This window comes from Neobacillus terrisolis (assembly GCF_051233475.1).
Classification (GTDB): Bacteria; Bacillota; Bacilli; order Bacillales; family Cytobacillaceae; genus Bacillus_BU.
In genome coordinates this window covers 137871-159920 of the sequence record NZ_JBKFGH010000020.1, presented here as the reverse complement: position 1 = coordinate 159920, position 22050 = coordinate 137871, and the positions used below count along the sequence as shown (strand labels likewise).

General features: G+C 40.8%; 16 protein-coding genes. 3 read left to right on the top strand and 13 right to left on the bottom strand.

Features of this window, described 5'->3' with window-relative positions:
* Positions 1-257: 257 nt before the first annotated feature.
* Genes ppdK through ACI48O_RS13805 form a run of 3 tightly spaced genes read right to left on the bottom strand, consistent with a single transcriptional unit; the run spans position 258 to position 4412 of the window.
* On the bottom strand, positions 258-2933 hold the full coding sequence (gene ppdK, locus ACI48O_RS13815; protein ID WP_435562401.1) for a pyruvate, phosphate dikinase: 2676 nt from the start codon (positions 2931-2933) through the stop codon (positions 258-260).
* A 1-nt stretch (position 2934) separates the two neighbouring features.
* Complete coding sequence (locus ACI48O_RS13810) at positions 2935-3750, bottom strand: pyruvate, water dikinase regulatory protein (protein ID WP_435562400.1); 816 nt, start codon at positions 3748-3750, stop codon at positions 2935-2937.
* A gap of 26 nt (positions 3751-3776) precedes the next feature.
* Complete coding sequence (locus tag ACI48O_RS13805) at positions 3777-4412, bottom strand: helix-turn-helix transcriptional regulator (RefSeq protein ID WP_435562399.1); 636 nt, start codon at positions 4410-4412, stop codon at positions 3777-3779.
* A gap of 218 nt (positions 4413-4630) precedes the next feature.
* Between ACI48O_RS13805 and ACI48O_RS13800 the strand changes: the two genes are divergently transcribed.
* Positions 4631-4894 carry a DUF2533 family protein gene (locus ACI48O_RS13800; protein ID WP_435562398.1) on the top strand — a complete coding sequence of 88 codons (264 nt, stop codon included), beginning with the start codon at positions 4631-4633 and terminating at the stop codon, positions 4892-4894.
* Between the two features lie 31 nt (positions 4895-4925).
* On the opposite strand, the gene ACI48O_RS13795 is transcribed toward ACI48O_RS13800, so the two are convergent.
* Together ACI48O_RS13795 and ACI48O_RS13790 are read right to left on the bottom strand one after the other, a co-directional pair.
* Complete coding sequence (locus ACI48O_RS13795) at positions 4926-5309, bottom strand: CBO0543 family protein (protein WP_435562397.1); 384 nt, start codon at positions 5307-5309, stop codon at positions 4926-4928.
* A gap of 7 nt (positions 5310-5316) precedes the next feature.
* Entirely contained in the window at positions 5317-6396 is a 1080-nt protein-coding gene (locus ACI48O_RS13790) for a DUF2515 domain-containing protein (RefSeq protein ID WP_435562396.1), read from the bottom strand.
* Between the two features lie 156 nt (positions 6397-6552).
* On the opposite strand from ACI48O_RS13790, the gene shc reads away from it, so the two are divergent.
* Entirely contained in the window at positions 6553-8451 is a 1899-nt protein-coding gene (gene shc / locus ACI48O_RS13785) for a squalene--hopene cyclase (RefSeq protein WP_435562395.1), read from the top strand.
* 97 nt (positions 8452-8548) lie between these two features.
* On the opposite strand, the gene ACI48O_RS13780 is transcribed toward shc, so the two are convergent.
* From ACI48O_RS13780 to ACI48O_RS13770, 3 genes are all read right to left on the bottom strand, one after another.
* Complete coding sequence (locus ACI48O_RS13780) at positions 8549-9445, bottom strand: hypothetical protein (protein WP_435562394.1); 897 nt, start codon at positions 9443-9445, stop codon at positions 8549-8551.
* Between the two features lie 228 nt (positions 9446-9673).
* The gene (locus ACI48O_RS13775) at positions 9674-10156 is read right to left on the bottom strand and encodes a flavodoxin domain-containing protein (protein WP_435562393.1); all 483 of its coding nucleotides are present in this window, start codon (positions 10154-10156) and stop codon (positions 9674-9676) included.
* A gap of 304 nt (positions 10157-10460) precedes the next feature.
* Positions 10461-11282, bottom strand: a complete 822-nt coding sequence (locus ACI48O_RS13770; protein ID WP_435562392.1) for a uroporphyrinogen-III synthase — start codon at positions 11280-11282, stop codon at positions 10461-10463.
* A gap of 204 nt (positions 11283-11486) precedes the next feature.
* Here ACI48O_RS13770 and ACI48O_RS13765 point away from each other — a divergent pair, with 204 nt between their 5' ends.
* Positions 11487-12833 (top strand): MFS transporter, encoded by a 1347-nt coding sequence (locus ACI48O_RS13765; RefSeq protein ID WP_435562391.1) that lies wholly within the window; start codon positions 11487-11489, stop codon positions 12831-12833.
* Between the two features lie 142 nt (positions 12834-12975).
* On the opposite strand, the gene ACI48O_RS13760 is transcribed toward ACI48O_RS13765, so the two are convergent.
* From ACI48O_RS13760 to ACI48O_RS13740, 5 genes are all read right to left on the bottom strand, one after another.
* Positions 12976-13815: a pirin family protein gene (locus ACI48O_RS13760; protein ID WP_435562390.1), complete on the bottom strand. Its 840-nt coding sequence runs from the start codon at positions 13813-13815 to the stop codon at positions 12976-12978.
* A gap of 81 nt (positions 13816-13896) precedes the next feature.
* A complete protein-coding gene (locus ACI48O_RS13755; protein ID WP_435562389.1) occupies positions 13897-14829 on the bottom strand; it encodes an NAD(P)-dependent oxidoreductase in 933 nt (310 codons plus the stop codon).
* Positions 14826-15620 carry a hydroxypyruvate isomerase family protein gene (locus ACI48O_RS13750; protein WP_435562388.1) on the bottom strand — a complete coding sequence of 265 codons (795 nt, stop codon included), beginning with the start codon at positions 15618-15620 and terminating at the stop codon, positions 14826-14828. Before ACI48O_RS13750 ends, ACI48O_RS13755 begins: the two co-directional genes overlap by 4 nt.
* Before the next feature lie 292 nt (positions 15621-15912).
* Positions 15913-18099, bottom strand: a complete 2187-nt coding sequence (locus tag ACI48O_RS13745) for a malate synthase G (protein ID WP_435562387.1) — start codon at positions 18097-18099, stop codon at positions 15913-15915.
* A gap of 1351 nt (positions 18100-19450) precedes the next feature.
* Positions 19451-22018 carry a DEAD/DEAH box helicase gene (locus ACI48O_RS13740; protein WP_435562386.1) on the bottom strand — a complete coding sequence of 856 codons (2568 nt, stop codon included), beginning with the start codon at positions 22016-22018 and terminating at the stop codon, positions 19451-19453.
* Between the last annotated feature and the right edge of the window lie 32 nt (positions 22019-22050).

Here is a 22050-nt window from a genome sequence, read left to right as displayed (position 1 = left end):
TTTATGCTTAGCTTTATTAAAAAGAACCTTAGTAACATACGGCTCATGAGTTAGTATAAGCGAACATGGGCGTAAAGGACATTCTGCAGTGTTAACCATTAACACAACCATGAATATTTTTGTTCATATAACATTAAGAAAAACCGGGCAAAAGCACAGCCTTAGTTGATCGATAAAAAAACGCTTTAAAATATTTGTCTCCATGCATAAAAAGAAGCTGCCTCCGATTAGGAAGACAGCTCCTTGATACAATACCATTAAGCTTGGGATTGCAATTGTTTTACGTCGACAACTTGTTCCTTGCGGATTGTTGCTTGGGCAGCAGCAAGTCGCGCAAGCGGTACACGGTATGGTGAACAGCTCACATAATCCAATCCAGCGTTATAGCAGAATTCGATAGATGATTTTTCCCCGCCATGCTCACCACAAATTCCTGTTTTTAGCTGTGGCTTTGTTTGACGGCCAAGTCTTACACCTGTTTCTACTAATTGGCCCACCCCTTCTTGGTCAAGAACCGCAAATGGGTTTTCTGGAAGAACTTTATTTTCGATATATGCTTGCAGGAATTTACCTTCCGCATCGTCACGGCTAAAGCCAAAAGTTGTTTGGGTTAAATCATTTGTACCGAAGGAGAAGAAATCTGCTTCTTCTGCAATTTGGTCTGCTGTAAGAGCGGCACGTGGAATTTCAATCATCGTTCCGATTAAATACTCCAGCTCTACTCCAGTTTCTTCTTGAACGACCACTCCAGCATCTATGACAAGCTGGCGCATTTCCTTCAATTCGTTTACATGTCCGACAAGTGGAATCATAATTTCCGGTTTCACAACGATTCCCTTGTCAGCAAGCTTAGCGATAGCGTAGAAAATGGCTTTCGCCTGCATCTCATAAATTTCCGGATGGATTAAGCCAAGACGACAGCCGCGAAGTCCGAGCATTGGGTTGAATTCATCAAGCTGACGTACCTTTTTCAAAAGAATTTCCTTTTGCTTTAATTCCTCAGAATCCGGATCGGTAATTTGAAGTCTTGTCACATCAACAAGTAACTCTTCCTTGTCAGGTAAGAACTCGTGAAGCGGTGGATCCAATAAACGAATCGTAACAGGAAGTCCTTCCATCGCTTTGAAAATCCCTTCAAAATCACCCTGTTGCATCGGTAAAAGCTGATCTAATGCTTCCTTCCGCTCTTCAAAAGTAGTGGAAAGGATCATCTTTTGGACAATCGGAATTCGTTTAATATCCATAAACATATGCTCAGTGCGGCATAATCCGATACCGCCTGCACCAAAGTCATACGCCTTTTTAGCATCCTCCGGGTTATCTGCATTCGCGCGTACGCCAAGCTTCCGTTCTTGATCCGCCCACTCTAATAATAGTAAGAACTCATCGGAAAGCTGAGGGTCAATCATTGGGATTTCTCCTAACATGATTTCACCTGTTCCACCATCAATGGTAATAATGTCGCCATGATTGACAACGGTTTCACCAACAACAAACTGCTTTGCACGCAAATCAATTTTCATTGCTTCACAACCGCAAATACATGCTTTCCCCATACCGCGTGCTACAACGGCAGCATGACTCGTCATTCCGCCTCGGCTTGTTACAACAGCCTGTGCGGCAACAATTCCATGAATATCATCAGGAGTCGTTTCTGGACGGACAAGAATTACTTTCTTACCTTCGTTCGCTAATACTTCTGCTTCATCTGCATCAAACACAACACTGCCGGTTGCGGCGCCAGGCGAAGCTGGAAGACCCTTGGCAAGCTGCTTGCGGTCATATGAATCGTCAATACGACGGTGCAGCAATTGGTTTAATTGGTCTGGATCGACGCGAAGAAGCGCAGTCTTTTTATCAATAATTCCTTCTTGTTCCATTTCTACAGCAATTCGAATCGCTGCTTGAGCTGTTCTTTTTCCAGTACGGGTTTGAAGGATGAAAAGATTCCCTTTTTCAACAGTAAATTCAATATCCTGCATATCCTTATAATGCATTTCAAGTTGACGGCATGTGTCAGCAAATTGCTGATAAACTCCAGGCATTTCACCCTGTAGAGTGTGAATTGGCAGCGGCGTACGAATACCGGCTACAACGTCTTCACCTTGAGCATTGATTAAGTATTCACCATAAAGAGCATACTCGCCAGTAGATGGATTTCTCGTAAAGGCAACTCCAGTCCCGCAATCGTTACCCATGTTACCAAATACCATGCTTTGAATATTTACCGCTGTACCTAAATGTCCAGGGATTTTATGAAGACGACGATAGACAATTGCGCGTTGATTATTCCAAGAATCAAACACTGAATTAATAGATAAGAATAGTTGTTCTTTTGGATCTTGCGGGAAGTTCGCTTTTGTCCGCTTCTTTACAATTTCTTTGTAACCCTCGATGACAACTTTCCAATCCTCTGCCGTTAATTCCGGGTCTGAGGTATAACCTTTTTCTTCACGATATTCTTCCAATAATTGTTCAAAGAAAAACACATCTACTTCAAGAACAACATCCGAGAACATCTGAATAAAACGGCGATAAGAATCATACGCGAAGCGTGGGTTATTCGTTAATGTTGCTAAGCCCTCAACGGTTTCATCGTTCAAGCCTAAGTTCAAAACGGTATCCATCATTCCCGGCATCGAGAATACTGCACCGGAACGAACTGATACTAAGAGAGGATTCGTTGGATCCCCAAGACGTTTGCCTGTTTTTTCTTCCAGACTTGCTAATGCATCTAAAATTTGCTTTTCGACATCAATCGAAATCTTTTTCCCCGCATCGTAGTATGCATTACAAGCCTCTGTGGAGATGGTAAATCCAAAAGGAACTGGAAGCCCAATTCTCGTCATTTCGGCGAGATTCGCCCCTTTACCCCCTAAAAGATCTTTCATCTCACTATTTCCTTCATTAAACAGATAAACGAATTTTTTCATTTTACGAACTCCTCTCTCTTTTTAGAACGTCTAAAATGTAATCTGCTGTTTCTTCTACTGCTTTGTTCGATACATTGATGACTGGACAGCCAATCCGTTTCATTATCTTTTCTGCATATTCCAATTCTTCAAGGATGCGCTCATAGCTTGCATAATTAGCCCTAGTCGTCAAACCAAGGTTTTTTAGCCGCTCGGTACGAATGGCATTTAACTGGTCTGGTGAAATAATTAGACCGACTGCCTTATTTCTCGGAATGTTAAACAGCTCCTCTGGTGGTGCTACTTCGGGAACTAATGGCACATTGGCAACCTTATAGCGTTTATGAGCTAAATACATGGAAAGCGGCGTTTTGGATGTCCGCGAAACCCCAACTAGAACGATGTCGGCACGGAGAATTCCACGTGGATCCCGCCCATCATCATATTTAACCGCAAATTCAATCGCTTCAATTTTTCGGAAGTAGTCATCGTCTAATTGCCTCATTAATTTTGGCTGATGATTTGGTATTTTATTAAACTTCAGAGCAAAGGCGTTAAGAAGTGGATTCAGCAGATCAACTGCGATCACTCCCTCTTCCGTTGAACGGCGATCGATATACTCTTTTAATGTCGGAATGACGATCGTATAAGCAATGATCGAGTTGCTCTTACTAGCCACACTTAAGATGTCTTCAATATCATCAAAATCCTCCACGTAAGGATGTCTTTTGATTTCTACATAACCACCATTAAATTGTGTCGCAACCGCTTTCACAACCAACTCGGCAGTTTCTCCGACTGAATCAGAGATTACATACACTTTTTCTTTTTCGTCCAAAATGCTCTACCTTTCTATATTCTATTTTATTGACCGCCCATTTCTAAAAAAGCTTTAGCAATAGTCGTTTTCGTTATCCGGCCAACCACTTTAAAAAGATGGCTTTTAGGGTCAACATCTTCTACAACCGGCAACGAATCAATATGGTAGTCGATCATTTTTTTCGCCGCTTCAATCAGAGTTGCATCCGGCTTTATTGTGATAATATTTGGCATTCTCGTCATAATGACGTTTACCGGCAATTCTTGGAGATTTTTATTTCCAATTGCTGCCCGTAATAGGTCCTTCCTCGAGATGACACCGGCAAGATGCCCATATTGATCTACAGCATAAAGCGTTCCTACATCCTTTAAAAAAATATGAACAATGGCGTCGTAAACGGAAACCGATTTTTTTATGACAATTGGATGCGCTTTATATTGACTTACAAAATGACTGGAAAACCAGTCTTCAAGCTGATCTAATTCAGGCCCTTTATAATAATATCCAACCCGTGGGCGAGCTTCTAAATTTCCGACCATCGTTAAAATAGCCAGATCTGGTCTTAATGTAGCTCTTGTTAGTGAAAGCTTCTGGGCAATTTGTTGACCAGGTATCGGTCCTTCGTCTTTAACGATTTGCAGAATCTCTTCTTGCCGTTTTGAAAGTTTAATGGGAGCCACCACCCTCCTGCCTTAAAAAATAATTGTGCATCATATTTAAGTCATTTTATTAAAATGTGTTATACAAATAATATATAGTATAATACATTTTGTTGGAATAATAATTTCAAACAATTTGTGACAATTTTTCCGAAAAGGATTGTACCCACTTATTAATCATAAAAAGAAAGTATGGTATGATAGACAGAAAATGAATCGAACAATGGGAGTGTTTTCTAATGAGTGTCCATATAGCCCTAACAAAACATGTGAATGAACTTAATCAAATGATTAGGGAATTTGCCATGTTAGATCAACAACGGGAATCGTTTATTGAAGAAGCCTGTACTTTATGTAAAGAAGGAAAGGCCTTTACAACAGATAAAATTAATGAAGTAACCGATAAGATGAATCAATTATCGAAACGTATTGCCAACCTTCCTGATCGAAAATATGTAACGGTACAAATGATTCAGGAATTTGTTAGTAAACAAAATAGCTAATATTGGAAAAGAGGCTGACTCCTACAAAGAGTCAGCCTCTTCTATCCCTTTTCGTTGTTAAATAAAACAAAAGCAGGAACATCAAATATACAAAATACCCAATAAACGAATAGTAATGCTTCCAGTTGCTTGAATGAATAAATATTCCCAATTCCTCTGCGGACTTTTCACAAACTGCTGCAAGTAAACTTATAAAGAAAATGACTCTTACTCTTGCCCACCATCGCATTTTTTTTACAAACGATAAAAAGAACCCGATCAGAATCGGAAGGACAACCAGGGTGAACAGTATGTTGATGGAAAAGATGTCAGACAAAGGCCTCCATGGGAAGGAATACATCTTTTTCCCAACAAAATAAAGGTCTAAATAAGTCCCAAGCAACATACCTAAAAAAATCGTTGGCAGGAATTCCATTAAACGATCATTCCCTAATAGAAAAAGCCTTCTTTGCCATGACCGCGAGCTCCAATCTTTCGAGTGCTTGACAATATTCATGTTCAATCTCCCCATCGATGTTTTCTTCTTGTTCGATTAAATAGTCGATAATTCTCCAATCATGAAACCAGTCACCCGGTTCCGCCGCTGCCTGATTGACATCCTTCCAAGCGTAAGGTAACTGTGGACTAAACAATCTTGGCGTTCCGCGCTTAATTTCGCATGAGTGGATCCGAAGTTTATATCCCTTTCCCGGAACGCCTTCCTTCACCTGGTGAAATAAATGGGGCCAATAATCTTGGCGTGACCCAGTATGAGGCTGTGAGACTGCCCATTTGAGCGACCCTGCCAATCTATTTTTATTTTGAAACAATAGTGCATAGAGCCGTTTACCTAATAGAATGCGTTCATTTAAACTTTCAAATTGCCTTAACGGCTGGCCAACCATTTTGATTTTTTCACCTTTTTTAAATGGAAAAAGGATATGGGTGAAGGAAAAAAGATCCTGCAATTTAAATTCAAGCGTATCAAGAACCTTGTTTTTATATATTGAGTTTTGGACTACTCTTTTCTCAAGATAACTTTGTTCATTTATAACGAGAGACATTGTTAAGATATAACGGTTTTGATGAACTAAAAAATGATTCCAAATTGTCTCCATAAAGGTGGAAACTTGAAATTGACTGAGCAGGTGAAACAAGGACTTTCCTCTTTTTACACTTTCCTCATAAAGTAAAAATTGTGGATAGGCATCCTGAAAGATCAGCCAATTTCCCCGTTCTAAAAATGAGAAAAATGAGGCCTGCTCCTTTCCCGTTAGCAAGAGGGACAGAAATTCCCCTTTTAAATCCGTCATATTCCATCCTCCATTTCTTGAAACCATATGGCCAAGAAATGCCCAATGAATTTCGGGATGAGACCGATAAAAATCAAGGTAAGCCCTTGTCCTCGTTAGATTATTTCGATTCAGTACCTCGGTTTGCTTATTAATCCGTTCAATAAGCTTTATTTCTTCTTTGGAGAGTGCAGTTATTGATAAGGTATTGTCCGCTTTGCTTTTTTTCATTAATTCCTCTTTGATGTCCAATAATACAGAGGGGAAAACGGGTGTATTTTGCTTTTTTTTCAGAAAAATAATCCTGTATCCCCCCTTCAAGTTATTCTCAAACTTCCTTACGAATATCTATTGAGTAAAACCTTATAGTTGGGAGAGATATGAATATTGAAAAGGATCAATGTAGACAAGGAGATTCATAGAATGACAGATATGATTCGAAATGATCAATCTCCCAATGGCTCCTGGACCTTTCCGTTTGAAACCGGAATCTCAACTGATGCCTATATGATCATTTTATTAAGAACTTTAGAAATAAATGAAGAAGAATTAATCAAGAAACTAGCAGAAAGAATCTTAAGCAGGCAATCTAATAATGGTGCTTGGAAGCTTTATTATGACGAGGGAGCTGGAAATATTACAACAACAGCCGAAGCTTATTACGCCTTGCTATATTCTGGCTACATTAGTAACCATCATCCAAGAATGTTGGCAGCAAAAAAATTCATTCTTTCTAATGGGGGATTACAGCAGACTCATATTCTTTTTAAAATTATGCTTGCACTTACCGATCAATATCGCTGGCCTCATTCATTTCCGATTCCGATCGGAATTTTGCTGATTCCAACTTCGTTCCCTATCAATTTCTTCAGTTTTTCGGTCTATGGCAGAGCGAATCTGTGCCCCATTATGATTTTGGCGGATAAAAAATTTAAACTCCGGACAGCACGCAGCCCCGATCTGTCTGATTTATTTTTGAAAAGAGCAGAAAATGATCGGGAGGATGATTTTTGGGGGTTCCGGTCAGAGGAGTGGCGTTCCTTGACCACGTTCATTCAGCAAGGATTGGAAAGTATCATCGGTCTGCCAAAACGAATCCACGCGATGGCTACCTCGAAGGCAAAACAATATATGCTTGAAAGAATTGAACCAGATGGAACTTTCTATAGTTATTTTAGCTCGACGTTTCTGATGATATTTGCACTCCTATCACTCGGACATTCTAAAGAGGATCCGATCATCGAGAAAGCGATAGACGGATTAAAAGGAATGACTACAAAGATCGACAAGAAAACGCATATGCAATACACTACCGCAACGGTTTGGAATACGGCATTGATAAGCACCGCCTTACAGGAGGCAGGGCTTTCCCCAGCTGATCCAGCCGTAAAAAAAGCAAATGAATACTTGCTTTCCCGGCAGCACACCAAATTTGGAGATTGGAGAGTTCACAATTCAAGAGGATTGCCAGGGGGATGGGGCTTTTCTGATATCAATACAATCCATCCTGATGTAGATGATACAACGGCAGCTTTACGAGCATTAGCAAGAAGTGTTAAACATGATGCTCGGACCCGTCTTGCTTGGGAAAGAGGGATTGGCTGGATTGTTTCCATGCAAAACGATGATGGCGGCTGGCCCTCCTTTGAAAGAGGAGTAAATCAAAAGTGGCTCCACTTTTTACCAATCGAAAAAGGGGAATTTTTAGTTACCGACCCTTCGACAGCAGATTTAACCGGAAGAACTCTTGAATTTTTCGGAGCCTATACAAAGGTCTCCAACCATCACCCCGCTATCCAACGTGGAATCGCAGCCTTACTGCAACAGCAGGAAAAGGATGGTTCATGGTACGGCCGCTGGGGTATCTGTTATATATATGGAACTTGGGCAGCACTTACCGGACTTATTGCGGTTGGAGTGTCGCCAAACAAGAAATCGATTCAAAGAGCGGTAAAGTGGCTCGAGGAGATTCAAAATCCAGATGGGGGCTGGGGGGAATCGTGCCGAAGTGATATCGAGAAAAAGTTTGTCCCACTGGGGAAAAGTACACTCACCCATACTTCGTGGGCATTGGATGGGCTGATTTCCGCAGCTCCGCGAATGACACCGGCAATCCAGTCCGGGATTAACTATATAATTAATTCTCTTGATGAAAAGGATTGGACCACCGCCTACCCGAAAGGTCAAGGGATGGCCGGGGGTTTTTATATACATTATCATAGCTACGACATGATTTTCCCATTATTAGCACTAACTCATTATCGTAATAAATTTAAAAATGGATGAAATGAAACTATTGGCTCAAGACTCAAAAAACCAATACCCTAACCTGACTTAAGGAATGGGTATTGGTTTTCATCAATTAATATGAGAATGACTTCGTCTAGCCTGCAATCGGAAGGTGATCACGATAAGATTTTGACTCTCGAAGATTTTTCAAAATCAAGTATAGACAGAAGATTGAAATGACATTAAACAATGGGAAAATAATCATTTCCCCGGCACTCATATGAATACCCGACAAAGCTTGACCAATAATCATTGCTGTCAACGCACTTAACAAGGTAATCATTTTTACCATCAAGATCGATGACAATAAAAATCCAAACGGTTTTCTTTTTATTAACAGCAATGCTGCGAGAACGGAAGCGGGAATAACAATTCCAAGATCGATTCCTTGAATGACCATAGTCGAATAATGTTCCAGGCCAAGCGGTGGGTTTCCTTTCACAAGCGGCGGCACAATTTTTCCGAACCATAGCAGCCCTACAGCTGCACTTAAAAATAAGAGGACAGACCCAATAAAAATTACTGGCAGCCTTATACTAAACGACTCTGCCAAAGCTTCTACATCAAATGACATGACCGCTAAAACAAAGGCAAAAAAGCTTAATGACATTAACGCAACAAAGATCAAAAAGAAGGAATTATACATGGCAATGAAGCTATATGTTACATACGTATATAAAAAATAGCCCAATGTCCCGGTTAATAGCAATCTGCCTTTTAAGGATTTTTTTCGAGATAAGTATAATGATATTGAAAGGAGCGGAATGCCCAGGAATAGGGTTACGGCATCCTGTGCTCTTGCTTGAATGGCCATCGCTACACTATCATTTTGATACAAGCCCTTTCCATAAATGGCAACGGTGAGACCTTCAAGTGAAGTAAAGGTATGTTCACCTGGTCCTTGATTCGAAAATAACCCATAAGCAGAAGCAAACAAGGATAAAACGATGATACACAAAACCAAGATACTGATCGGTTTCTTAAATTTCATTTCAACCAATCCCCGTTTCTTTTTATAATATGATCTGTTGAACTTAAATGTTGATTTCCGTTGCAGGTACTCGCTTTCCGCGGGGCTAGCTGAGAGCCTCCTCGGCGCATCTGCGCCTGCGGGGTCTCCCATGCAAGCTACTCCCGCAGGAGTCTCGTACCTTCCACTCCAATCAACATTGTGTATAGAATCAACACTCCGCTTTATCATAGCTTATAATAATAGCGATTATGATGCCTCGTTAAATTGTTGAGCGAATTTCTTAATTGAGTCAACATTAAATGTGGAATGATCGCCTGCGACTCCAGCAACTTTTTTAATAATAATCCGTTCGATGACATTCATATTGGCAAAGATAAACTCTCCGCCAAATAAACCTTCAGATTTGGCAATCGCTCTTAGGTCTTGAGGAAATGCTTGTTCAAATTGCATTTTGGCCTCATCCCCTTCACGATAGCAGCAAAGGAAAAAGCCTATTTTTTTCGTTAATAAAATGTCGTGGTTTTTATTGATGAATTGCTTTACCTTACGCTGAATGTTTCCAGCATGGATCGATCCTCCGATAATGACTGAATCATAAGCTGTTAAATCAGGATCTTTAAACTTATTTAAATCGACCAATTCCACCTTTCCATCTAAGCGGTCAGCCAATATTTGTGCGGCTTTGGCGGTAGTTCCGTGCGAAGAACAATAAACAATTAAATTATTCATTCGAAACCCTCCTCATATAATTAACAAATAAAAAAACACCTGCCCAACATAAGCTCTTATGTTTAGCTAGATGTATTGGAAGCGTGAGCTTTACATTAATGGGCTTTCTGCTAAAAAGTGGATATCTCTTACTATTATCATAGTTGATTTCAATGATTTTCCGTTTCTAAATATCGAAATTTTTTTGAATTAATAAAAGAATGGTAATTATGTTTAGATCTGCCTTCCAATCTTAAGTTGCCTTTGATTGCCTCATAGAAAAATACGACGAGCCAGTATATCGACTCGTCGTGATTATTCATCTTTAAAGAGACTTTGCTTCCTCATCATAATAGCGAGCTAGTTCGATAATCATTGCACCCATTCGTTCAAATTCGGGCGCAACCAATCGTTCAATCCCTTCTTCACGAATACCTTCCGCGGTTATTTTTCCAACCGCAACCGCAAGGGCATGATGATTAAAAATATTAATGATTTCGTCTATAAATCCTTTTTCCTTTGCATATTCAAACAAAAACCGAACTTGTACAACAGTCGTAAAACAGACAGCCTGTACTTTATGCTGGAGCAATTCTTGACATAATTGCTCTATGGTTTCTGTTTTGGGAGGGGTATGCCGGTATGGTAAAATTTGTTGGACAGTTGCACCGCTTTCTTCAAGGAAACGAATCAATGCAGGAGCAGCTTCCCCATGTAGTTGGACCAATACTCTCTTTCCAGAAAAATCGTATTTTTGCAAGGAACGGACAAGCCCTCTATTTGTCCCATCATCATCTACCGCATCAGGTGTTAACGCTAATTTTTTTAGTACCCCTAAAGTTTTATAACCCCGTGCACCAATTTTCGCTTCCTTTAATCGATTCAAGAATTCCTCCTGAATTCCAAGCTTGCCTGCAAGGTCAACAAGACTATCGGTGCCAATCCCGGTTGTTAAAATGACCCAGTCTGCACCTTCCTCAACGAAGCGGCGTAAATCAGGCTCCACTTCCTTTTCTGCTAAAAATACTGTTCCTTGTAACGGTCGAATAACAGCCGTTCCGCCTTGCTTTTCAATTAGGCTTGAGATTTCTTCTAATTTCCTGCTTCCGGCAATGGCGACCGTTTTTCCGGTTAAACTTTTTCCCATTTATACGTTCCCCTTTTCTAAATTTATGTATATAGATTACATTACCAAAAATCACCCAAAAAAACTAATATATTTTATAAGAATAGTAGGACTTTTCGACCATTCTCCAATCTTTTGAAAAAATAATGATATTCATTTTAGTTTTCATAATTACTTTTAGAAGGTTATAATATGGTTTTATGTAGCACCTAGGAGGTATTTGAAATGAACAGTAGAACATCCGTCATGGTTAGTATTGTTTTAGCCATGCTCGTTGCATCAATTGATTCAACGATTATGAATACAACGATGCCAATCATCGCAGAAGAATTAGGAAGATTTGACCTTTATGCTTGGTCTTTTGCCTCCTATATGATAGCTAGCACAATCCTATCTCCTGTTGCCGGAAGATTGTCGGATTTATTTGGTAGGAAGAAAGTATTTGCGTTCGGAATTATCTTATTTTTAATTGGGTCATTACTATGCGGTCTCTCGGCTAACATGATTCAACTCGTGATCTTCCGTGCCTTTCAGGGAATTGGCGCCGGGTTTATGATGCCTTTCCCAGCCATTATCGCGGGAGATTTATTCCCGCCTGAAAAACGCGGCAAAATTCAAGCGCTTTTTACGGCAATGTGGGGGCTATCCGCCATTTTGGCCCCTTTACTTGGAGCCTTTTTTGTTGAATTCATGACATGGAGATGGATTTTTTATGTAAATATCCCTGTTTGTCTTGTCGCCTTCTTAACCCTTTTACCTTATAAAGAGGTTTATGAACCAAGACGTGCAAATATTGATTACATCGGAACCGTTTTATTTGCGATTGGAGTTACTTTACTTCTTTTAGTAACAGTCGTCGAGACTAATCAGTTTTTATATGCGGCAGTTGGGGCATTGTTTATTATTGGGTTTTACTTTTTCGAGAAAAGACATCCCTCACCTATCGTACCAATTTCAATGTTTAAAAACAAAACGATTTCATGGATCAATATTAATTCGTTTATCGGATGTGTCGCCTTGTTTGGTACTTCGAGCTTTGTTCCACTCTTTTTACAGGATGTCGCCAAATTATCTTTGTTTTTAAGCGGTGCGGCATTGCTAGGTGTTGCAATTGGCTGGATGATCGTCTCTGTACCGGCTGGAAATTGGATCTCTCAATATGGCTATCGTAAGTTGTTAATCATCGGGAATGCCCTTCTATTGCTGTCTGGCCTATTATTAATAGGACTAAACGAAGGTCACGGATTTTGGTATGTGCTTTTCGTTATGACCATTCAAGGCTTAGCCTACGGATTAATCAGCACGGTTGGTTTAATAGGAGTTCAACAGCTTGTTGGTGCCCATGAAAAAGGAATCTCGACTTCGTTTTTTATGTTTAGCCGAAACATGGGAACAGCAATTGGAGTGACGATCATGGGAGCGTTGTTGACCGGCTCTGGTACATTTATGGGAGGAATTCATAACCTGTTCATGTTCGGTTTCATCGGCAGTATTGTTGCTCTAGGGACTTCCTTTCTTATCAAAAATGAGCACTCAAGTAAACCGGCAGTAATGAAGAAACAATTTGGCTAAGATCTGGCTTCACTTGAAACCTATTGGTCCAAGATGATAAATAGATAATTAATATATGAAAAAAATCAAAGTGCTCATTCACCTTGCAGGTAAATGAGCACTTTTTTAGTTTAATAGGTTTTGGCAAAAAATGTGGTCCCGTTCATTCGCCAAATTTGCCGCTTTGATAATCTTTAAACGCTTGGCGGATTTCTTCCTGCGTATTCATAACGAAAGGACCATAGGCAACGACAGGCTCACGTACAGGTTCTCCTGCATACAGCAAGACACGGAGCTTGCTGTCCTCTGCGGCTGTCACTGTCAACTCGCTGTCATCGTTCCCATCAGCCCCGCTCATAAATAAAGCCTGACCAGCGTACCCTTCCACTTGATCAACTCCAAATGTCCCACGACCCTCAAGCACATATAAAAAGCCACTATAGCTTCCCGGCAAATCTTGATTTACAGTTGCACCCGGCTCTAACTCTATTTCTACCATCGTAACTGGAACATAATTGAGAGTCTCTGCCTTGATCCCTTTTGACGAACCGGAAAAAATCCGGATTACTGCTCCGTTCTCCTTGCGTACAGGCATATCGCTTGCTTTTAAGTTTTGATAGCGAGGTGTCGTCATCTTATGAGCGCTCGGTAAATTTACCCACAGCTGCAAACTGTGGACAGTTGAGCCTGGCGCCGGATCTTCTTTATGAATCACACCACTCCCAGCCGTCATCCACTGGACATCGCCTGGCTCAAGCTTTCCCTCGCCCGCCTTATTATCAAAATGCTCTAATATACCGTCAATTACATAGGTAACCGTTTCAATGCCCCGATGCGGATGAAGATCAAAAGTACCTTTTTGGAAAAAATCTTCGGCTAAAAATAAAAACGGGTCATGCTCTTCCCAATTGCCTGGCTCTAAAATAAATCCATTTCGATGGATCGGACTATTTGTCTGATACTGAACTGTTTTTACACGACGAATTCCACGTTGAATGGTCATAACATCCTCCTCAGTGAATACGAATTAAGAGTATCGTATATTTCCACTGTTTTAATGTCAAATAATCCGAACCACGAATTTTTAAGGTTGTATGCTGCTTGTAGACTTGATCGGCTCCGGATTTTCTTCCCTACGAACGACCACACCGCATTCTTTTTCCAGCGGCTGAATAACAGCAGACATGTCGAGATCTCCTAAGCCATTATCGATTGCCAATGCAAACGATTCCTCCGCAAATCGGCCCAAAAACTTTTCAATACCAGCTTGCTCAAATAGTTGATTCGCAAGAACAACATCCTTATGGACGTATTTCACCGCTCCACCAGGAGTAAACTCGCGATCAAGCACAAACCCATCCATATGACGCTGCAGCATACGGCTGTCTCCGTAGCTGACTTTTAATAATTGATAAAGTTGCTCAGAATCGAGTCCCAAAGCCTTTCCCGCAACCATTGCCTCCGATGCGGCTACGGAATGAACTGCAACGAGATACTGATTAATTAATTTGGCAATACTCCCTGAGCCACTCGGGCCTAAATATTGAATCGTTTTCCCTAACACAGCCAAAACGGGCGCTATTTTTTCAAAAGCAGCTTTCTCCCCACCGATCATGATCGTTAGCGTCCCTTGTTCCACCCCTTCAGGTCCACCACTTACAGGTGCGTCTAAATAGGATACTCCTTTGGAAACCGCTTCTGCAAAAATCGTTCGGCTCGTCTCAACTCCAACCGTGGTGAAGTCAATACAAATCGTGTCTTGTTTACTATTAGCCAATATCCCATCCAACCCTAAATAAACAGCCTGAACATCCGCTGGCATTGGCAAACAGGTACAAATCACATCCGCTTGTGAAGCCAACGAAGCGATCGTGTCCTTAAGAACGGCACCATGCTCAACTAAGGCGGCGGCTTTTTGCTGAGAGCGATTATAAACGATAACCTCAAACCCTGCCTGAAGGAGCCTTCGAACCATTCTGCTGCCCATTACTCCGGTCCCAATGAACCCGATTTTCATTTTTCCATTCCCCCTAACTGCGCCTGTTTTATCCACGTGAAACTATCTTCACTCTTTCCAAGCGGAATATATTCCAAGCCAACAAACCCTTTGTAGCACTTATCAAATACAGCTTTCAATACTCGTTCATAATGGATTTCTCCCGTTCCGGGCTGATGTCGTCCAGGAACGTCGGCGATTTGAATATGCCCGATTCGATCAAAATACCTTTCATAGGTTGCAATCAGATTCCCTTGTATTCTTTGAACATGATAAAAGTCAAGCTGAAGCTTTACATTAGGCTTCCCAATCTCATTGATAATCTCCACTGCCTCTTCGATGTCTGTTAAAAAATAACCAGGCATATCAAAAGGATTGAGCGGCTCGATAAGCAATGTGAGGTTTTCCTGCGCCATTAATTCTGCTGCATATTTAAGGTTTTCAAGATATATGGCTCTAGCTAAACTTCGATTGTCACCAGTTTCAAGAACCCCGGCTAAACAATGAAGCTTCGAAACTCCCAAACTGCGAGCATATTCAATTCCTATGGCAATCGATTTTTTAAATTCATCCCGCCTGTTTGGAAAAATGGCAAGTCCGCGTTCTCCCTTTCCCCAATCCCCAGCGGGAAAATTGATTAATACGAGTGAAAGTTCATATTTGTTAAGCTCAGCCTTAATCGCTTCAATCGGCACATCAAACGGGAATTGACATTCGACGTATGAAAATCCGGAATTTCTGGCCTTTTTAAATCGTTCCAAAAACGGAACTTCTGTAAAAATGGTTGATAGATTTGCAGCAAATGAATGCATGATAACCTCACCTAACTATGTATTATCTTCAAAATAAACGAAACCAATGTGCTCCAGAGCTTTCCTGAAACACATTGGCTGCTTTTTTAAATAGGTCCTATTTTTTCGAAAGGCTCTGTTGCATTTGGCTGTTGATTTCCGCTCCAGGTGCTCGCTTTCCGCGGGGGAGTCCGGGAGCCTCCTCGGCGCATTGCGCCTGTGGGGTCTCCCGTGACACCTTCTCCCGCAGGAGTCTCGCACCTTCCGCTCCAATCAACATTGCTTTTAACACAACCTTACAACGAAATTATGTTTATCGAACTTGTTCAGCTGAAAATTTAGCTTTTGCTTCAATGCGGCGACGGTGTAAGATCGGCTCAGTGTAGCCGCTTGGTTGCTCATAGCCCAAGAATATTAAATCTGAAGCTGCTTGGAAGGCAACAGAGTTTTCAAAGTCTGGTGCCATTGGACGATATAATAGGTCATTCGCATTTTGCTCATCAACGACTTTGGCCATCCGTTGCAATGTTTCCACCACTTGCTCTTTCGTACACACACCATGGTGTAACCAGTTGGCAATATGCTGGCTGGAAATGCGAAGTGTCGCACGGTCTTCCATTAATCCGATATTGTTTATATCAGGAACCTTCGAACAACCTACCCCATGCTCAACCCAGCGCACAACATAACCAAGAATTCCTTGTGCATTGTTATCTAATTCCTGTTGAATTTCTTCTGGAGTCCAATTTGGATTTTTCGCGACTGGAACTTGTAAAATCCCATCAACAAGATCTGTTGATTCTTTCTTCAATCCGTTTTGAACTTCAACTGCATCAATTAGATGATAGTGGGTTGCATGAAGTGTTGCTGCTGTTGGAGATGGAACCCATGCTGTATTGGCACCTGCTTTAAGATGTCCAATTTTTTGGACAAGCATATCGGCCATTAAATCAGGCATTGCCCACATTCCTTTTCCGATCTGCGCACGTCCTTGCAAGCCGCAATCAAGTCCTGCAAACACATTTGATTTTTCATAGGAAGCGAGCCATTCGGATGTTTTCATATCACCCTTGCGAATCATTGGACCTGCTTCCATCGATGTATGCATTTCGTCTCCAGTACGATCTAAGAATCCTGTATTGATAAACGCTACGCGATCTTTTACTTCACGGATACAAGCTTTTAAGTTTAATGAAGTTCTGCGTTCTTCGTCCATTACTCCAATTTTTAAAGTATTTCGTTTAAGCCCTACTAATTCTTCAACTTTTGCAAATAATTTATTAGCAAATGCTGCTTCTTGCGGACCGTGCATTTTTGGCTTAACGATGTAGATTGAGCCTTTTTGAGAGTTACGGTATTTACTATTGCCAATAATTTCGTGTTTGGCTATTAAGCTCGTAATAACTCCATCCATAATACCTTCTGGAATCTCGTTCCCGTCTTTATCAAGAATCGCATTAATGGTCATTAAATGGCCGACGTTACGGATAAACATAAGTGAACGTCCAGATAAAGTAATCGTTCCGCCATCAATGGCTTTATATTCACGATCAGGATTTAACGTTCGCAACAATTCTTTGCTACCTTTTGCGAAAGTAGCAGAAAGGTCACCTTTAATAAGACCTAACCAATTACGGTATACTTCAACTTTATCTTCAGCATCAACTGCCGCAACAGAATCTTCGCAGTCCATAATTGTTGTTACCGCTGATTCAAGGATAATGTCCTTGACACCTGCAGCATCTGTACTTCCAATTGGATGATTGCGGTCAATTTGAATTTCAAGGTGAAGACGATTGTTTTTCAAAAGAACAGCAGTTGGCTCTTCACTTGAACCTTGATAGCCTACTAGTTTTGAAGCATCCTGCAAGCCGACAATTTTACCGCTTTCAAGTGTAACAGCTAATTCATTATCAATTAGCGCATATTTAACCGCTTCCTTATGAGATCCATTTGACAGGGGAACAGCATTATCTAAAAAGTCTTTTCCGTAAGCGATAACTTGAGCGCCGCGAACTGGATTATAGCCTTTTCCACGCTCAGCTCCATTTTCTTCACTGATTGCATCTGTTCCGTAAAGTGCGTCGTAAAGGCTTCCCCAACGTGCATTTGCGGCATTAATTGCATAGCGGGCATTGTTGATTGGCACAACAAGCTGTGGACCGCCCTGTAAGGCTACTTCATTATCTATATTTTCTGTAGAAATCTGGAATTCTTCCGGTTTTGGCTCAAGATATCCGATTTCTTGTAAAAATGCTTTGTATTTACTAAATTCATAGTCACCCTTATTTTCTAAGTGCCACTCGTTTATTTTTTTCTGTAATTCATCACGACGGGCAAGCAATGCTCTATTTTCAGGTGAAAGCTCGTCAATTAATCCTTCAAAGTTTGTCCAGAAGCTATCCTGCTCAACACCACTGCCAGGAAGAACCTCAGAATTCACAAAATCATAAAGTACAGAAGCTATTTTCAAATTGCCTATTTCTACATATTTAGTCATTACTTTTCCTACCTTTCAAAAATAAAAAATAACTACTTCACTGCTGAGTTCATCTTTGCATGATCAGACAACACAAGCTTTTTCTACTCCAAATGGATTTTGTGTTTTTACTCCTAAAAAATTTCTATTTCTACGATACTATTTATTCTCTCTCCTAAAGGTATTTCCTTCCTGTTATAAAACAATTTTTCCAATTTATTAAATATTGTAACAGAGAAAGATACACATTGAAAGGCATTCCTGATAAATAATAGATTATTTTTGTAATTTTCTTATTTTTGTAAAAAGAGGGTGATCGGTGCATCAGATCCTCCTTATTATCCTTGATCGCCCTTCTCTAGGACATTTCCGGAGCTTCCGCTCGCCATTTTGTCCCTTGATGCCCCTTCTCTAGGACATTTCCGTAGCTTTCGCTCGCTTTTTTGTCCTTGATACCCCTTCTCTAGGACATTTCCGTAACTTTCGCACGCTTTTTTGTCCTTAAGATTCCTTGTCTAGGACATTTCCATAACTTTCGCATGCTTTTTTGTCCTTGAGATCCCTTGTCTAGGACATTTCCATAACTTTCGCATGCTTTTTTGTCCTTGAGATCCCTTCTCTAGGACATTTCCATAACTTTCGCATGCTTTTTTGTCCTTGAGATCCCTTCTCTAGGACATTTCCGAGCCTTTTCCCCTTCATTTTGTCTTTGAAACCCCTTCTCAAGGACATTTCCATTGCTTCCGCACGACTTTTTGTCCTTGATACCCCTTCTTAAGGACATTTTCGTAGCTTTCGCTCGCCTTTTTGTCCTTGATACCCCTTCTCTAGGACATTTCCATAACTTTCGCATGCTTTTTTGTCCTTGAAATCCCTTCTCTAGGACATTGTTCCCTCTGGGGCGTTTTTTTGACGTTTGCGGGCACATTCACGCTCTGATTGTTCCCACTTTGGCTCTTTTCAGGCGTTTGCGGGCACATTCACGCTCTGATTGTTCCCTCCGTGGCTCTTTTCAGACGTCTGCGGGCACATTCACGCTCTGATCGTTCCCACTTTGGCTCTTTTCAGGCGTCTGCGGGCACATTCAGGCTCTGATTGTTCCCTCCGTGGCTCTTTTCAGACGTCCACGGGCACATTCACGCTCTGATCGTTCCCTCTGTGGCCTTTTTTTGACGTCTGCGGGCACATTCACGCTCTGATTGTTCCCTCCATTTCCATAGCTTCCCCACGACTTTTTGTCCTTGATACCCCCTACTCAAGGACTTTTTTATAAGTTTACACAAATCAACAAGAGCCCCACTCCAGACCAAGCATATTGTTAAACAAAAAAGGAATCCAACCGAATTACGGTCAGATTCCTCCACACTTTTATTTAATAATCATCATAGTCTCGTCGATACCTTGCTGAATGACAGGAATCGCAAATTGGAAATTGAAAGTCAAACGGCAAGTTGCGGCCACAACGCTTGCATTTATTTTTGAAATCTTTAATTTCATGCTTTAAGTGCTCATGAACATCATCACTAATCTCTTCCCTTACTCGCTCCCAATAATGGGCTTCCGTTCGTCTCTCTAAGCGATAAAGAAATAAAAGATGGAGCCCAATGGCTTTATAGCTAAGCTCAAGTTCCTCAAGGCTCTTCTTTTTAATAATAGGTTCGGGAAGATCTCGGCCTTCGATAATGGCATAGATTGTTTTTCTCCATTGATTTTTCAACTCAACCTCTTTTGATGAAAAAGGCAGATGCAAAAATCCGTAAAGATCCATTAATGAAAGACGCGCCTCGATTTCCGTCCCGCGAATCATCCTGTACAGTTCACGCTCTTCCGCTAAGCTTGCTTTTTTCGTGCCTTTCGGGCTTTCGAATTTATCCCAAAGCTCAAAGAATGTTCCGAGATCATGATAATATTTTTGAAACCGTTCAAAAACAGCATTTGTTGGAGCCACCGTGAAGGTTAGGACAGGTTGATCTTCCTGCTGAAGCAGCTTTTTCATTGTGTTAATGTCACTTATAAAGGCCACTTTCCCGACGTTATAAATCCCTTTTCGTCCCGCTCTACCGGCAATTTGCTTAACTTCCTGAGAGGTTAAACGTCTCCTTCTTGTTCCATCAAACTTTTCATTTTCAAGAAAAACAATACGACGAATTGGCAGGTTTAATCCCATTCCAATCGCGTCCGTGGAAACAATGACAGTCGTTTCCCCTTCGTTGAAACGCTGGATTTGCTTTTTACGTGTCTCTGGAGGCATACTTCCATATATCATACTGACAGAAAGCTTCATACGTTGAAGCTTTGCCGCCGTTTCCAGCACTTTTCTTCTTGAAAAACAAACGAGAGCATCTCCCTTTTTTGTGTTCGAAAGTTTGAATTCACTTCCTTCGACCTCAAGCGGTATGTCCCGGCTGTAATCATGCAGCTCAACCTTGGCATCACCCAATAACTGAAGGAGAAGCTCTTTAATATTTCGACTTCCTATAATATGAACTTCCCGGGCATTTGCTTTAGTGATCGCTTTATACCAGGAGAAGCCGCGGTCTTTATCGGCAATCATTTGCGCTTCATCAATGACAATCACTTCATAATGTTCTTTTTCATGAAACATTTCGACCGTACATGAAATGTGAGAGGCTTCAGGGACCAACTTCTCCTCTTCTCCTGTTTTTAACGAACAAGGCACTCCCTCCGCATTTAACTTATCAAATACTTCAAGTGCCAACAGCCTAAGCGGGGCAAGATATAATCCACTGCTTGCTTCCTTCATTCTTGTCAGTGCTTGGTGAGTTTTCCCTGTGTTTGTTTCCCCAATATGCAATACAAATTGAATATTCCGCCCAACACCAGGACTGTATTCGATTCCAAAAACATTTGTAATGATTCTGGCTTCTTCCTGCTGCTTCCGCTCGAGTTCAGCCTGTTCCTCAGCCTGACGTCTTTCTCGTTCCTCAAGATCATGTTCAAACATGTCGCGGTGCATGATTTCATCAAACGGTACAGCTCTAAGTTTGATGAGGTCTAATAAATATTCTTCTTGAATAAAAGCAGTATAATCCTCTGCAAGGTCAAACAGCAGTTCCGAAATAATCTCGATCAAATTTGGTAACCTTTTAGAATGTTCATTGGTTTTCTCATAAAGCTTCCTCATTTTTGAAGAATGATTCATGATAAAATCAGGAGCTATTTCAAATAAATATTCAGTTATCAAGTTTTCATAAAGCGAATAATACGTCTCGTATTCATAATAGTTTCTGCCCCAATGAAAGGCTTCTTGAATACCACCGGTTAATTCATCAAAAAAATCGGACACGAGTCGATAATCCTCTTTAGTCATAGTGTCATCGATTACCGTTAGTTTTTCGACCTGATGCGATTTTGTAATATCGTATTTTGGATTTCGTTCCAGATCATTTGCAATTTGATTGACAACATAAAACCGAATATATAAATATAACCGCAAATACTCTTTCCGCAGGAAATCCTCTGCTACTACTAATATTTCTTCCTTTATCTTTTTGGTTTGTTCAGCTAATCGCACTTCCTCGATTTTGATAAAAAAATTTTCACGTGCGGTATCGTACCGCTCCTTCCATTCTTCTTCATGATGAAGGAATACCGAATCGATCCAAGTTAATACATCAAACGGCTGATAGGTACGAATTTCAGTTCGAAACAATTGATTGACCAGCTTTCGGTCTACACCGTCTACCTCAAATCCTCGCTCCGTTAGAAATGACTTTTTTTCTTTTTTAGTAATGGAATTGGACGCTTTATTAATCCAAACGTTTATCCAAATTTGCTCAAGAAAATAGGAGCGGTCGCTTCGAAATTGCTCAAAAGATGGCAGCGCATCCCTTTTTTCCAAATATCGATCGATGTCCTCTAGTACCTTCTTTTTCGTATGATCTATCGCTTGGGGATAAATGGATAGTAATGAATTCATTTTGGTCTCCTTTTCTACGCACTCCTGCATAG